The organism is Pseudomonas sp. C11 (assembly GCF_034683865.1).
In the GTDB taxonomy this organism is placed as follows: domain Bacteria; phylum Pseudomonadota; class Gammaproteobacteria; order Pseudomonadales; family Pseudomonadaceae; genus Aquipseudomonas.
In genome coordinates this window covers 77,602-91,542 of record NZ_JAWIIP010000014.1, presented here as the reverse complement: position 1 = coordinate 91,542, position 13,941 = coordinate 77,602, and the positions used below count along the sequence as shown (strand labels likewise).

At 65.2% G+C, this 13,941-nt stretch carries 11 protein-coding genes and 1 pseudogene; 10 read left to right on the top strand and 2 right to left on the bottom strand.

Going from position 1 to position 13,941, the window contains the following annotated elements; genetic code table 11:
* From VC352_RS20545 to VC352_RS20505, 10 genes and pseudogenes are all read left to right on the top strand, one after another.
* The gene (locus tag VC352_RS20545; RefSeq protein WP_322981364.1) at window positions 1–1,239 is read left to right on the top strand and encodes an FAD-dependent oxidoreductase; all 1,239 of its coding nucleotides are present in this window, start codon (window positions 1–3) and stop codon (window positions 1,237–1,239) included.
* Window positions 1,240–1,249: 10 nt separating this feature from the next.
* Window positions 1,250–1,558 (top strand): sarcosine oxidase subunit delta, encoded by a 309-nt coding sequence (locus tag VC352_RS20540; RefSeq protein WP_322981363.1) that lies wholly within the window; start codon window positions 1,250–1,252, stop codon window positions 1,556–1,558.
* Window positions 1,555–4,452 (top strand): 2Fe-2S iron-sulfur cluster-binding protein, encoded by a 2,898-nt coding sequence (locus VC352_RS20535; protein ID WP_322981362.1) that lies wholly within the window; start codon window positions 1,555–1,557, stop codon window positions 4,450–4,452. Before VC352_RS20540 ends, VC352_RS20535 begins: the two co-directional genes overlap by 4 nt.
* Window position 4,453: 1 nt before the next feature.
* Window positions 4,454–5,128 carry a sarcosine oxidase gene (locus VC352_RS20530; protein WP_322981361.1) on the top strand — a complete coding sequence of 225 codons (675 nt, stop codon included), beginning with the start codon at window positions 4,454–4,456 and terminating at the stop codon, window positions 5,126–5,128.
* 74 nt (window positions 5,129–5,202) lie between these two features.
* Complete coding sequence (locus tag VC352_RS20525; RefSeq protein WP_322981360.1) at window positions 5,203–5,982, top strand: IclR family transcriptional regulator; 780 nt, start codon at window positions 5,203–5,205, stop codon at window positions 5,980–5,982.
* Window positions 5,983–6,381: 399 nt separating this feature from the next.
* A pseudogene (locus tag VC352_RS25555) lies at window positions 6,382–7,557 on the top strand (methyl-accepting chemotaxis protein); the annotation flags it as partial.
* Window positions 7,531–8,415, top strand: a complete 885-nt coding sequence (locus tag VC352_RS25550) for a methyl-accepting chemotaxis protein (RefSeq protein ID WP_416340217.1) — start codon at window positions 7,531–7,533, stop codon at window positions 8,413–8,415. The pseudogene VC352_RS25555 and the gene VC352_RS25550, both read left to right, overlap by 27 nt.
* 216 nt (window positions 8,416–8,631) lie before the next feature.
* Window positions 8,632–10,044, top strand: a complete 1,413-nt coding sequence (locus tag VC352_RS20515; RefSeq protein WP_416340215.1) for a di-heme oxidoredictase family protein — start codon at window positions 8,632–8,634, stop codon at window positions 10,042–10,044.
* Between the two features lie 10 nt (window positions 10,045–10,054).
* Entirely contained in the window at window positions 10,055–11,119 is a 1,065-nt protein-coding gene (locus VC352_RS20510) for an imelysin family protein (RefSeq protein ID WP_322981357.1), read from the top strand.
* A gap of 3 nt (window positions 11,120–11,122) precedes the next feature.
* Window positions 11,123–12,226, top strand: coding sequence for a DUF1513 domain-containing protein (locus VC352_RS20505; protein WP_322981356.1), 1,104 nt, complete (start codon window positions 11,123–11,125; stop codon window positions 12,224–12,226).
* Window positions 12,227–12,397: 171 nt separating this feature from the next.
* Here the strand turns inward: VC352_RS20505 and VC352_RS20500 are convergent, their stop codons facing one another.
* Together VC352_RS20500 and VC352_RS20495 are read right to left on the bottom strand one after the other, a co-directional pair.
* Window positions 12,398–13,195 (bottom strand): hypothetical protein, encoded by a 798-nt coding sequence (locus VC352_RS20500; protein ID WP_322981355.1) that lies wholly within the window; start codon window positions 13,193–13,195, stop codon window positions 12,398–12,400.
* Between the two features lie 43 nt (window positions 13,196–13,238).
* On the bottom strand, window positions 13,239–13,541 hold the full coding sequence (locus VC352_RS20495) for a hypothetical protein (protein ID WP_322981354.1): 303 nt from the start codon (window positions 13,539–13,541) through the stop codon (window positions 13,239–13,241).
* Between the last annotated feature and the right edge of the window lie 400 nt (window positions 13,542–13,941).

The window sequence follows — 13,941 nt, the reverse complement described above, 5'->3', positions numbered from 1 at the left end:
ATGCCCCTTGCCCTGCTCAAGTACGGCCTGTCCTCGGAATACCCCGTGGAGGTCGACCTGCCTGCGCCGAAGGAACTCAAACCGGCGTACGACGTGGTCATCATCGGTGGTGGCGGCCATGGCCTGGCCACCGCCTATTACCTGGCCAAGTACCACGGCGTGACCAACGTCGCGGTGCTGGAGAAGTCCTACCTCGGCGGTGGCAACACCGCGCGCAACACGGCGGTGATCCGCTCCAACTACCTCACCAGCGAAGGCGTGCGCTTTTATGCCGAGTCGGTGCGGATGTTCAAGGAGCTGTCCAACGAGTTCGACTTCAACATCATGTATTCCGAGCGTGGCCAGCTCACCCTGGCGCATACCGACGCCACCGTGCGCGCCTTCCGCCAGCGCGCCGAGGTGAACAAGCACTTCGGTGGCCGCACCGAGATGATCGACCGCCAGCAGATCCGTGAACTGGTGCCCTGCCTCAACCTCGACCCCGGCCATATTCCGGTGCTCGCCGGGCTCTGGCACATCGACGGCGCAACCGCGCGCCACGACGCCGTGGCCTGGGGCTACGCCAAACAGGCGGCCAAGCGTGGCGTGGAAATCCACCAGCTCACCGAGGTGCAGGATTTCATCGTCGAGAACGGTCGCGTCACCACCGTGCGCACCAACCGCGGTGACGTGCGCTGCGGCTGCGTGGTGCAAGCGGTGGCCGGCGCCAGCTCGTTGCTGATGAACAAGCTGAACATCAAGGCGCCGATCCACACCTACCCGCTGCAGGCCATGGTCACCCAGCCGTTCAAGCCCTTCCTCGACCCGCTGGTGAGTTCCTCGGCACTGCACTGCTACGTGCAGCAGACCAGCCGTGGCGAGATCGTCTTCGGCGGCGGCTCCGACCCTTACCCGCTGTACAACACGCGCTCCACCCTCGACCTCAAGGAAAGCCTGCTGGCCCACGCCATCGAGATGTTCCCCTTCATGGCCGGCGCCAAGCTGATGCGCCAGTGGGCCGGCAGCACCGACATGACCCCGGACTACAGCCCGATCATGGGTCAATCGCCGCTGGACAACTACTACCTCGACGCCGGCTGGGGCACCTGGGGCTTCAAGGCCACGCCGATCTGCGGCTGGACCATGGCCGAGCTGGTCGCCACCGGCAAGACCCCGGCGCTGATCAAACCCTTCGCCCTCGAGCGCTTCTCGACCTTCCGCCAGGTCAACGAGATGGGCGCCACGGCTGCCAGTCACTGAGGTTCGTACCATGAAGATCATGCCCTGCCCGCTCAACGGGCCTCGCAACATCAACGAATTCACCTACGGTGGCGAACTCAAGCGCATGCCCGATCCGAACAACTGCTCGGACGCCGAATGGGCCGACTACGTGTTCAACAGCGAAAACATCGCCGGCGTCGTCACCGAGTGGTGGATGCACAACGCCTCCAGCTACTGGTTCCTGGCCGAACGCCACACCGTCAGCGACGAGATCCTGCGCACCTTCGACCCGAAGGAACTGTTCGACCGCCGCGTCGATTTCGCCGCGCCTGCCAAACCCCAGGAGGTGAGCGCATGAGCGCCGCTGCCCGCCTACCGGCCCCGCTGGGCCTGCTGATCGACCGCAACCGCCCCGTCAGTTTCGACTTCGAGGGCACCACCTACCAGGGCCTGGCCGGCGACAGCATCGCCAGCGCCCTGCTGGCCAACCAGCGCTGGCTGCTGTCGCGCTCGTTCAAGTACCACCGCCCGCGCGGCCCGCTGTCGATGGCCGGGCAGGACGCCAACACCCTGGTGCAACTGCCGGACGAGCCCAACGTGCTGGCCGATATGCAGCCGCTGACCGCCGGCCTCGACGTCTCCGCGCAGAACTACAACGGCAGCCTGGACAAGGATCGCGACGCCCTGCTCGGGCACTTCTCCAAGTTCATGCCGGTGGGCTTCTACTACCGCTCCTTCTATAAGCCCAAGGGCATGTGGAAGGTCTGGGAACCGCTAATCCGCAAGAAAGCCGGCCTCGGCGTGCTCAACCTCAAGCTGCAGCCGCAGTACCACGACAAGGCCTTCCTGTTCACCGACCTCGCAGTGATCGGCGCCGGCCCAGCCGGCCTGTGCGCGGCGCTGACCGCTGCCAACGCCGGGGCCAAGGTGCTGCTGATCGAACAGCAGAATTATCTGGGCGGCGCGCTGGCCTGGGCACGTTTCGACATCGTAGGCAAACGTGCCGCCGAGCTGCGCACCGAGCTGTTGGCCGCCGTCGAAGGCCACGCCAATATCCGCATCCTCAAGGAAGCCACCTGCAACGCCTGGTTCACCGATCACTACCTGCCGGTGATCCAGGGCAATCGCATGTACAAGGTGCGCGCCCGCCAGTGCATCAATGCCGCTGGCGCCTTCGACCAGCCGGTGGTGTTTCGCAACAACGACCTGCCCGGCGTGCTGCTGACCAGCGCCGCACAGCGCCTGATCAAGCTCTACGCGGTCAAGCCGGGCCAGCGCGCCGTGGTACTGACCGGCAACGACGACGGCTACCTGGCCGCCCTCGACCTGCTCGATGCCGGTGTCGAGGTCGCAGCCCTGGTGGACATGCGCGAGCGCGCCGATGAAGGCAGCCTGGCCACCGCCCTGCAAACCCGTGGCGTCACCTGCCATGCCGGCAGCACGGTGTACGAAGCGCTGGGCGACAAGCACCTGCACGCGGTGGACGTGCGCCGCATCAGCGGCCAGGGCAAGGTCGCCGACAGCAGCCTGCGCATCGACTGCGACCTGCTGTGCATGTCCGCCGGCTATATGCCGGTCTACCAGTTGCTGTGCCAGGCCGGCGGCAAGTTGGCCTACGACGACGCCAGCGCCTGCTTCAGCCTGTCCGGCCTGCCGAGCGGGTTGCAGGTGGTCGGTTCGGTCAATGGCCGCAACGCCCTCGACGCGCTGCTTATCGATGCCGCCAACGGCGCCCTGCGCGCACTCGCCGGCCTTGGCCTGGAAGCCAGTCAGCCACTGCGCGAGCTGCCAAGCGAGCCGCGGGTCAACTTCCCCTGGCCAATCTTTCCCCATCCGAAAGGCAAGGATTTCGTCGACTTCGACGAAGACCTGCAGGTGCGTGACATCGTCAACGCCACCCGCATCGGCTACCGCGACGTACAACTGGTCAAGCGCTTCTCCACCGTCGGCATGGGCCCGTCGCAGGGCCGACACTCGGCATTGCCCACCGCGCGCCTGGTGGCCCAGGCGACGGGGCGCAGCGTCAGCGAAACCGGGGTGACCACCGCGCGCCCGCCATTCAGCCCGGAAACCCTGGCGCAGGTCGCTGGCCGTGGCTTCGATCCGTATCGGCAAACCGCCATGCACGCACGCCACTTGGAGCTGGGGGCGAAGATGATGCCCGCCGGCATCTGGCAGCGCCCGGCCTACTACGGCAAGCCGGAAGAACGCGAAGCCTGCATGCAGGCCGAAGCGCGCCAGGTGCGCGAGAAGGTCGGCCTGATCGACGTCTCCACCCTGGGCGGCCTCGACGTGCGCGGCCCGGACGCCGCCGAGCTGCTCAACCGCCTCTACACCTTCGCCTTCGCCAAGCAGCCGGTGGGCCGTTCACGCTATGCGCTGATGACCAACGAGCACGGCGTGGTGATCGACGACGGTGTATGCGCGCGCTTCGCCGACGAGCACTTCTACGTCAGCGCCACCACCAGCGGTGTGGATCGCGTCTACCAGCAGATGCTCAAGTGGAACGCACAGTGGCGCCTGAACGTCGACATCACCAACGTCACCGCAGCGCTGGCTGCCGTCAATCTGGCCGGGCCGGACTCGCGCAAGGTGCTGGCCAAACTGTGCGGCGATGTCGACCTGTCCGCTGAGGGCTTCCCCTACCTGGCGGTGCGCCTGGGCACGGTTGCGGGTATTCCGGCCCGCCTGCTGCGGGTCGGTTTCGTCGGTGAACTGGGCTACGAAATCCACGTCCCGGCGCGCTACGGCGAAGCCCTGTGGGACGCGCTGATGGAAGCCGGTCGGGAGTTCGACATTCGCCCCTTCGGTGTCGAGACGCAGCGCCTGCTGCGCCTGGAAAAGGGCCACGTGATCATCAGCCAGGACACCGACGGCATGACCAGCCCGGCCGAGATCGACATGAGCTGGGCCATCGCCCGCAGCAAGCCGTTCTTCGTCGGCAAGCGCTCGGTGGAAATCCTCGAAGCGCAGCCGCCGATCCGCAAGCTGGTCGGCTTCACCTTGCCCAAGGGTAGCAGCCAGCCGCTGGAAGGCCATCTGGTGCTCAAGGGGCCGGACATCAGCGGCAACGTCACCTCCTGCGAATACTCGCAGACCCTAGGCCAGATCATCGGCCTGGCCTACTGCGCGCCCGACCAGGCCACGCCGGGCCAGCGCCTGCCGATCCGCGTCGAAGGCGGCGAGATGGTGCAGGCCACCGTGGTGAAGCTGCCCTTCTATGACCCTGAAAGCCAACGCCAGGAGCTGTGAGATGACCCTCCACGCCAATCAATTCGCAGCGCGCAACCCGCTCTACCGCCTGCAGACCGGTGCCACCCTCGCGCACTTCGGCGAGAGCTGCATCGTCACCGACTACGGCCAGGGCGACGAAAGCGCCCTACTGGGCCACTGTGCCCTGCTCGACCTGACCAACCTCGCGCGCTACGGCCTGCGCGGCCCGGCGGCGGCTGACTACCTGGGCGCCCTGGGCTACCAGTTGCCGCAGGCGCCCAACCAGGCGCTGAGCCAGGCCGATGGCAGCCACGTACTGCGCCTGTCGCAAACCGAGTACCTGCTGCTCGGCAGCCTGCACGATGCCGGCAGCAAAGCGCAGCGCGAGGAAAGCCAGTGGCAGGCCAGCGCCGGCCAGTACCTGCTGCCACGCCAGGACAGCCACGCCTGGCTGGTGCTGACCGGCACCTGCCAGGCCGAGGTGATGGCCAAGCTCTGCGGAGTCGACCTCAGCGCGCAGGCCTTCGCCGTCGGCCAGGTGGCGCAGACCTCGGCGGCGCGGATCAACGTCATCGTCGCCAACCTGCCGCTGGGCGACGTGCCGTGCCTGCACATCCTTTGCGACCGCGCCTCAGTGCATTACTTCTGGGGCGCGCTACTCGATGCCATGCAGGAATTCGGCGGACAACCGGTAGGGATCGACGCCCTGCCCTGAGCCCCTAGATCCCCCTCTCCCATTCATGGGAGAGGGGTTGGGGGAGAGGGCAACACAGCCACGAGGGCAGCACCATGGGCATCCAAGAAGACGAACTGGACTACCGCGTCCCCGCACTGCAACGCGGCCTGAGCATCCTGCAGATGTTCAACGCCAGCGAGCGCAGCCTGAGCAGCAACGCCATCGCCGAGCGCCTCGGCGTCAGCGTCTCGGCCATCTACCGCATCCTGGTCACGCTCACCGACATGGGCTACCTGCGTAAGCTCGGCAAGAACAGCTACGAACTCGGCCCGCAGGTGCTCTGCGACGGCTTCGCCTACCTGGCCAGCCGCGACCTGGTGGACATCGCCATGCCGCACCTCAATGCCCTGCGCGACCGCACCTCGCTGTCGTGCCACCTGTCCATCCGCGAGCAGACCGACAGCCTCTACATCGCCCGCGCCTTCGCCGCCCAGCGGCTGTCGGTGAACATCCCCATCGGCACGCGCATTCCCTGCCACTGCACGGCCATGGGGCGCATGCTGCTCAGCGGCCTGACGCCCATGGCGCTGGACACGCTCTACCAGCACGTACGCCTGGACGACTACCCGCCGCCCGCACCGAAGACCCTGCCCGAGCTGCAACAACTGCTCGAACGCGACCGCGAACGCGGCTGGGTGATGCACCGTTCCGACTACTCCACCGCCATCGCCTGCGCCGTGCGTGACCACCGTGGCGACGTGGTGGCGGCGATCAACCTGTCCGGCCCGGAAGCGGTGATGGATAGCCCCGTGGCACGCGAACGTTACCGGGAAAGCCTGCAACAGTGCGCGGACGCCATTTCCGCTGAACTGGGTGCCAAGCTCGGCCGCTGAGGCTTCAGTATTCGGCGCGGCGCTTGTGCGCGATCGTGGCTGCAAACATCGCGGCAGTGGGCAGTAGCGGTACCGTCACGCCGCTTCGCCAGAAACGCCTCATCGACCTGGTAATCCGGAGCACTCGATGGATCGCCGCCAACTCCTCTGCCGCTACACACCCTCGGGCAGTGGCAACTTGACCGTCAGTCACAAAAAATTGACGCCATATTGCCAGCGAATCTGAGGCTGTTAGTCTGCCTCGGACGCCGCGCTGCAGCCCCCTTTGAACGGTATGCCTCAGCGGTTCCCCTCCATCTCAGCCCTGGCATCAATGTCCGGTCGGCGAAAATCGCCGCCACTGCACGCCACGCCTTGCGACACGACGCACCTTCACAACGACACCCCGAACACAGCGACATGGCCCATCCGGCCGAGTCAGCTATGGTGTTTCAAGAGTTGTCCGACAATCAAAAAGCACAAGGAATCGTCATGAACATCGTCAATCGCATGCTTCTGGATCTGAGTGTCCGCAAAAAACTACTCGGCGGCTTCGGCTTGATCCTCCTGATAACCCTGGCGACTGCCTGGATCGGCAACAGCAGTCTGAACAGCACCCTCGACCGTATCGATAACCTGTTGGGGGTCAGTGAAATCGACACCCAATTGATGCGCGCACGTCAGCAGGAGAAGAACTACCTGCTGCGTGACGATGACAAGGCCATGCAGCAGGCACTGACGCTATCCCAGCAGATTCAGGATCAAGCCGCCGAGAAGGTGACGCTACTGGATCGCCCGGAAAACAAGGCGCTGATGCGTCAGATCCAGGAAGATGCGACAGGCTATCGCAACGAACTGGAGCAATTGCAGGCCGCAGGCAAGGCCAGTAACGACGCACAGAAAGCCATGGAGGACTCCGCCCGCGCAGCGCTCAAACGCTTCACTGATCTGCAAAGTGAACTGAGCAAGCTGGCGCTCGAGCAGATCCGCATGAACGGCGATCAGGCCAGCATCGATACACTGGGGCGAGCCAACCAGGCCAGCGAGTTGGCCATGGAGTTGCTCGAAGCGCGACGGCGCGAAAAGGACTTTCTGCTGCGGCATGACGACCAGTACGCACAGTTGCTCGACGCTCACTTCAACTCGCTCGACAGCAAAGGTCGTGAACTGCTCGGCACCCTGCAAGACAGCAACGCACGCTCGGCAATGGAAGATGCCTTGCAGCAGTTGGCCAACTACCGCAACAACTTTGGTCAGCTCAAGACCAGCATCGGTGAGCTGAATCAGAGCGAAAAGGACATGACCGACCGCGCTCGTGAGGTCGCGTCTGCTTCGAGCGAGTCGCTGAAACTGCAACGCGAGCTGCTGGCCAGCGACTCCAGCCAGGCCAAGCAAACTCTTTTGATCGCTGCTGTAATCGCATTCGTGCTGGGCGTGCTCTGCTCGCTATTCATCACCCAGGCCATCGTCGGCCCGCTGCAGCGCGTGGTCGGCATTGCCCGCAAGGTCGCCGATGGCGATCTGACCGAGGACATCGCCAGCGACCGACGCGACGAACTGGGCCAATTGATGCAAGCCATGCAGGCCATGACCTTGAGCCTGCGCGACCTGATCAGCAGGCTCGGCTCCGGCATCACCCAGCTGGCCACCGCCGCCGAGGAACTGTCGGCCGTGACCGCGCAGACCAGTGCCGGCGTCACCGAGCAGCGCATGGAAACCGAGCAAGTGGCGACTGCCATGAACCAGATGGCCGCCACCGTGCTGGATGTCGCGCGCAATGCCGAAAATGCGGCAGGCTCGGCTACCGAGGCGGAAGATCAGACCCGTGAAGGCGGCAAGATCGTGCAGTTGGCCATCACCCAGATCGAGCAACTGGCCCGCACGGTAGAGACCTCGGCCGAAGCCATCGGTCGGCTCAAGGGCGACAGTGCCAACATCGGCACCGTATTGGACGTGATCAAGAGCATCGCCGAGCAGACCAACCTGCTGGCGCTCAACGCCGCCATCGAAGCGGCGCGTGCAGGCGAGGCCGGGCGCGGCTTCGCCGTGGTCGCCGATGAGGTGCGCGCACTGGCCAGGCGCACCCAGGAGTCCACGCAGCAGATCGAGCAACTGGTCGCCACCTTGCAGAACGGTGCCGAAAGCGCCGTTGGCGTGATGGCGCAGAGCCGCAGCATGGCCGGTGACACCGTCGAGGCCGCGCGCCACGCCGGCACCGCGCTGACGCGGATCGACGAGGCGGTTTCACGCATCCAGCAGATGAACCAGCAGATCGCCACGGCATCGGAAGAGCAAAGCTCGGTCGCCGAGGAGATCAACCGCAGCATCTCCAATATCCGCGATATCGCCGAGCAATCGGCCGCCGCCAGCGAGGAAACCTCGGCAGCCAGCGTCGACCTGGCGCGCCTGGGCAGCGACCTGCAACTGCAGGTCAGCCGCTTCAAGGTCAGCTGAACGACCACCTGACCGCGCCGCCATGCTGCGCGGTCAGGCCTCGCCCGCAACAATCCGGCATCATCGCGACGCCTGAATCCCTACGGATAAGTGAACGCTTGGCCACGAGCCAGGCAAGCGCGACCTTTTGCCTCAACAGCTAACGCTAATTGATCTTATTTAAATTATCTTAGCCTGCTAATCTTGGCGCCCCGCCCGCCCCGGATAGCTCTACCGATGTCGCCGTATCAGCGCTGCATGCTCCCTTTTCTGGCCCTGTTCCTGGCCGCTTGCGATCAACAACCGCATTTCAGCGCAGCCGAACCGGGCGAAGCGCTGTCGGCTGGCGCCGCCACGGTACGCAAGTTCGACCACAACGCCTTCTCCCAGCCTTCGGCCAACCTGGCGCCGAGCCGCCGCCTGGACTTCTCGGTGGGCAACAGTTTCTTCCGCAACCCCTGGGTGCCGGCCCCCGCCTCCACCACCGCGCGCGATGGCCTGGGCCCGCTGTTCAACACCAATGCCTGCCAGAACTGCCACATCAAGGACGGTCGTGGCCATCCGCCGGAAGCCGATGCCGCCAGCGCCGCCTCGATGCTGGTGCGCCTGTCCATTCCCGCCGGGGCCGATGACGCCGAGCGTCTGATCCATCAGGGCGTGATACCCGAACCCACCTACGGCGCCCAGCTGCAGGACATGGCCAACCCCGGCATCGCCCCGGAAGGCAAGGTGCGCCTGCGTTACAGCAGCGTGCTGGTGCGCTTTGCCGATGGCACCGAGGTGCAACTGCGCAAGCCGCAACTGGACATCAGCCAGCTCGGCTACGGCCCGATGCACCCGGACGTACGCGTCTCGGCACGCGTAGCACCGCCGATGATCGGTCTGGGCCTGCTCGAAGCCATCCCCGAGGCCGACATCCTGGCCCAAGCCGACCCCGACGATGCCAACGGCGATGGTATTTCCGGACGCGCCAACCAGGTCTGGGATCGTGCCGAGCAGCGCACCGTGCTCGGCCGTTTCGGCTGGAAAGCCGGTCAGCCCAGCCTCAACCAGCAGAACGCCGAAGCCTTCGCCAACGACATGGGCCTGACCACCACGCTGATCGCCCATGACAACTGCACCGACGCGCAAAGCGATTGCCTGGCCGCCGTCAATGGCGGCGTGCCCGAGGTGAGCGACAACATCCTCGCCAGCGTACTGTTCTACAGCCGCAACCTGGGCGTGCCGGCGCGCCGCGATGTCGACTCGCCCGAGGTACTCAAGGGCAAGGGCCTGTTCCACCAGGCCGGCTGCCAGCAGTGCCATACACCGCGCTTCACCACCGCCGCCGATGCCGCCGAGCCGGAGCTGGCCAACCAGGTGATCCGCCCTTACACCGACCTGCTCCTGCATGACATGGGCGAAGGCCTGGCCGATGGCCGCGACGAGTTTCTCGCCACGGGCCGCGAATGGCGCACGCCACCGCTGTGGGGCATCGGCCTGACCCAGACGGTCAATGGCCATACCCAATTGCTGCATGACGGTCGCGCCCGCAATCTGCTGGAAGCCATACTCTGGCACGGCGGCGAGGCCGAAGCGGCCAAGCAGCAGGTGCTGAAATTCGATGCTGATGAACGAGCAGCCCTGCTCGCCTTCCTCAATTCCCTATAAGGAGTCCGAGATGTTGCACAAGAGCCTGATCGCCTCCCTGCTTGGCCTGGCCCTGGTCGGCTGCGGCCAGCAGGATCCGGCCGCCAAGGTCACCGGCGCCCTCACCGACGGCGTGCTGCTGCCGGCCTACAGCAGTTGGCAGGAAGCCGATCGCCAGTTGGCCGAGCGCGCAGCAGCCTTCTGTGCCGGTAGCGCCGATCTGCCCGCCGCACGCCAGGCCTTCCTCGGCGCCATGAGCGCCTGGTCGGCGCTGCAACCGCTGATGCTCGGCCCCCTGGCAGAAGGCAACCGCGCCTGGCAGGTACAGTTCTGGCCGGACAAGAAGAACCTGGTGCAGCGCCAGGTCGAAGCACTGCTCAAGAGCAAACCGCAACTGACCCAGGCCGATCTGGCCAGCGCCAGCGTCGTGGTACAGGGCCTGACCGCCTCCGAATACGTGCTGTTCGATGCCGACATCGACCTGACCCAGGCCGAACAGAAAGCCCGCTACTGCCCCTTGCTGCAAGCCATCGGTCAGCATCAGCAGGCCCTGGCCGCCGACATCGTCGGCCAATGGCAAGCCGACAAGAGTGGCATGGCCGCGCAGCTCAAGAGCTTCCCCAACGAGCGCTACGCCGACTCCAAGGAAGCGGTGGCGGAATTGCTGCGCGTACAGGTCAGCGGCATCGACGGCCTGAAGAAGAAACTCGGTGCGCCGCTCGGCCGCCAGAGCAAGGGCATCCCGCAGCCGTACCAGGCCGAAGCCTGGCGCAGCAACGCCAGCCTGGCGAACCTAGGCTCTGCCCTGGCCAGCGCCGAACTGCTCTGGCACGGCAGTAACAAGGATGGCCTGCAGGCCCTGCTCGGCAGCGACCAGGCCGACCTGGCCAAGCGTATCGACGCCGCCTACCTCGACACCCGCCAGCGTCTGGCCGCCCTCGACCTGCCGCTGACCGAACTGCTGGCCAGCGAAGCCGGCCGCAGTCAGTTGAACGAACTGTACGACAGCCTCAACCGCCTGCACCGCCTGCAGGAAGGTGACCTGGCCAAGGCCCTCGGCGTACAGATCGGCTTCAACGCTCACGACGGGGACTAAGCCATGCAACGTAGAACCTTCCTCGGCCTCAGCGCCTTGCTCGGCATTGGCGCCACCGCAGGTGCCTTCGGCGGCTGGACGCTGTTCGGCCCCGGTGGGCAACCGCTGCTGTTGTCCGCCCGTGATGGCGGCGACGGCCGCCACTACGCCGTGGGCTACCGCCTCGACGGCGAGCGCGCCTTCGCCACCCCAGTGACCGAGCGCTGCCATGACGTGGTGCCGCACCCGAGCCAGCCGATGGCACTGTTCGTCGGTCGCCGCCCGAGCACCGAAAGCTACCTGATCGACACCCGCGACGGCCGCCTGCTGCACACCCTGGTGTCGCCACAGGGCCGCCATTTCAACGGCCATGCGGTGTTCCACAAGGAGGGTGAATGGCTGTACGCCACCGAAAACGACACCACCGAACCCGGTCGTGGCGTGCTCGGCACCTATCGCCTCAATGGCGAGCATTTGGAGCGTACTGGCGAGCACAGCACCCATGGCGTCGGCCCGCATCAATTGCTGTGGATGCCCGATGGCGAAACCCTGGTGGTGGCCAACGGCGGCATTCGCACCGAGGCGGAAAGCCGCGTCGAGATGAACCTCAATGCCATGGAAGCCAGCCTGGTGCTGATGCAGCGCGACGGCAGCCTGATCAGCCAGGAACGCCTGGCCGACCAGCAGAACAGCATCCGCCACCTCGCCGTGGCCCGCGACGGCACCGTGGTCAGCGGCCAGCAATACATGGGCGATATGCACGACAAGGTGCCGCTGCTGGCGATCAAACGCCCCGGCCAACCCTTCCAGCCCTTCGCCCTCGGCGAAGCGCAACGCGTGGCCATGAACCAGTACACCGCCAGCGTCGCCATCCACGACGACCTGCGCCTGCTGGCAATGACCGCCCCGCGCGGCAACCGTTTCTTCATCTGGGATCTGGACAGCGCCGCAGTACGCCTCGACGTGCCCCTGGCCGACTGCGCCGGTGTTGGCGCCGTCCACGACGGCTTCGTCGTCACCTCCGGCCAGGGCCGCTGCCGCCTCTACGACTGCCGCAGCGAACGCATCACTGCCAGCGCCCTGGAACTGCCGGCCGGCCTGTGGGACAACCATCTGCGTTTGGCCTGAGGCCCAAAGCCGGGAGCTCCCGGCTTTTCGTAGGAGCAGATTTATCCGCGAACGGGCTGGCACCGATGATCGCGGCTGAAGCCGCTCCTACCGGCTGTGTACACCGTGTGGTGTCAGACGAGTGCAGCGAAACCCGACATGCGTCCTGGGTATCACTGCGCTCAACCCAGGCTACTTGCTACTCGCCGCGGATACGCTGCCCAGGTGCCGATCGACCTCGCTGGCGATACGCCCCAGCGTCAGCCAAACGGTGCGCTCTCGCTCGAAAGGCATGGGGGACAGCACAGGGATGCTCACCGGCTCCAACCCCGCCAGGATGCTCCTGTGCTCATCCTTGGGCAGGATCGCAACATGTGCGAAGGGCCGGGAGAGACCTTGCGACAGCACCAGGGTCTTGTCGTCGCCGCTGATCTGTCCGGGTATATCGGCTGGCGACTTGCTGCGCCAAGGCATGATGGAAAAGACCGGATCGATGCTCTGTTCCAGCTCGGCGAAGCCCACGAGCACCAGCCATGCCGTGCCCTGGCTGGGTAGTTCAAGCGCGAAGACGGAGCCAATCGGCGCGCTGGTACGGATCTTCTTCGGCTTTGGCGGCACCACCTCGATCGCCCTTGCCGGCGGCTGTGGCGCTGTCAACCGCGTCTCCAGCGTTGCCAACATCCGGCGCCTTGCCGCGACATCCCCAGGCGCATCGCGCTCCCAGACGAACAGATCGCCACCGGCGTGCAGAAGCGAAAGGGCACTGTCCTTCAAAGCTGCGTCGAGGCGACCGTACTGCCAGGCCGTGTCGGCCAAGGCAAAACGGACGAGGCAAGCGATGGCCTTATCACCAAGAAGCCCACCGTAGCGCTCCAGAACTTTCTGGCAGGCGTCCTCATGAGATAACCCGCACTTGAGATGGCGAACGTAGTCATCCCGTACGTCGCACGTCGTGTCATCGCTGTACAGCCCGGTGCCCCATGCGCTCATCTCAACTCCTGATGCGTTGCAATCTGTTGTGGCCAGTACAGGGTCAGTTCATTTCGGCGTCAGGCTCAGGCGCTACGGGTTCGATCACCCACTCGCCACCGACATGAGTGCGCGTCGCTTGCCAACCGGGTTCGAGCCCAGCGAGTTCAGCCATCGACGGATCCACGTCGAGAATATGCCCCAGCCCGACGATGCACAGGTCGTCCAGCGCCTCGCTCTGGTTGTCGAGGAACTGCCAGCCATGATCATCCTCATCATGGGTGACCTGGAGTATGGGTTTGCGCTTTTCGATAACGCTTTTGGAGACGATGGTCGCGCAATTAGGCGGTTGGTCAAATGGCCACATAGAAACCTGAGCGGGTATGAGATGGTTAGGCTTCATTCAAGATTTCGACACCCGTCGTCGCCCCCCTAGCGCGCGGCCAGAGCCTCGAATGCTCGCGAAAGAGACATCATGCTTTGCGCAATGAGCTGACAACCGTGACGTTACCAGTGCAAGGCATGGGGTCGAACGAAGTGGTCAAAGGCCGTCATCTCGGCAGCCAATGCAGTAGCGTGATCCCCACTACGGCCAACAGTTCGGCAAATAGGGGCATCTCGGTTCACCTGGCAGCGGTTGCGTGTGACAACGGCAATGGGCCGATGCTAGATGCTCCTCATGACACCCGCCATCTCGACTAACGCCATGCAAACGATTCGTCACAGGACGGCAGCAATATGACGAGGGTCAGGCATGCTGAGGGCCA

Bases quoted from the DNA above. Each gene is read 5' to 3' on its own strand.
- VC352_RS20545 (WP_322981364.1), top strand. From the start codon at position 1: ATGCCCCTTGCCCTGCTCAAGTACGGCCTGTCCTCGGAATACCCCGTG.
- VC352_RS20540 (WP_322981363.1), top strand. From the start codon at position 1,250: ATGAAGATCATGCCCTGCCCGCTCAACGGGCCTCGCAACATCAACGAA.
- VC352_RS20535 (WP_322981362.1), top strand. From the start codon at position 1,555: ATGAGCGCCGCTGCCCGCCTACCGGCCCCGCTGGGCCTGCTGATCGAC.
- VC352_RS20530 (WP_322981361.1), top strand. From the start codon at position 4,454: ATGACCCTCCACGCCAATCAATTCGCAGCGCGCAACCCGCTCTACCGC.
- VC352_RS20525 (WP_322981360.1), top strand. From the start codon at position 5,203: ATGGGCATCCAAGAAGACGAACTGGACTACCGCGTCCCCGCACTGCAA.
- VC352_RS25550 (WP_416340217.1), top strand. From the start codon at position 7,531: ATGCAAGCCATGCAGGCCATGACCTTGAGCCTGCGCGACCTGATCAGC.
- VC352_RS20515 (WP_416340215.1), top strand. From the start codon at position 8,632: ATGTCGCCGTATCAGCGCTGCATGCTCCCTTTTCTGGCCCTGTTCCTG.
- VC352_RS20510 (WP_322981357.1), top strand. From the start codon at position 10,055: ATGTTGCACAAGAGCCTGATCGCCTCCCTGCTTGGCCTGGCCCTGGTC.
- VC352_RS20505 (WP_322981356.1), top strand. From the start codon at position 11,123: ATGCAACGTAGAACCTTCCTCGGCCTCAGCGCCTTGCTCGGCATTGGC.
- VC352_RS20500 (WP_322981355.1), bottom strand. From the start codon at position 13,195: ATGAGCGCATGGGGCACCGGGCTGTACAGCGATGACACGACGTGCGAC.
- VC352_RS20495 (WP_322981354.1), bottom strand. From the start codon at position 13,541: ATGTGGCCATTTGACCAACCGCCTAATTGCGCGACCATCGTCTCCAAA.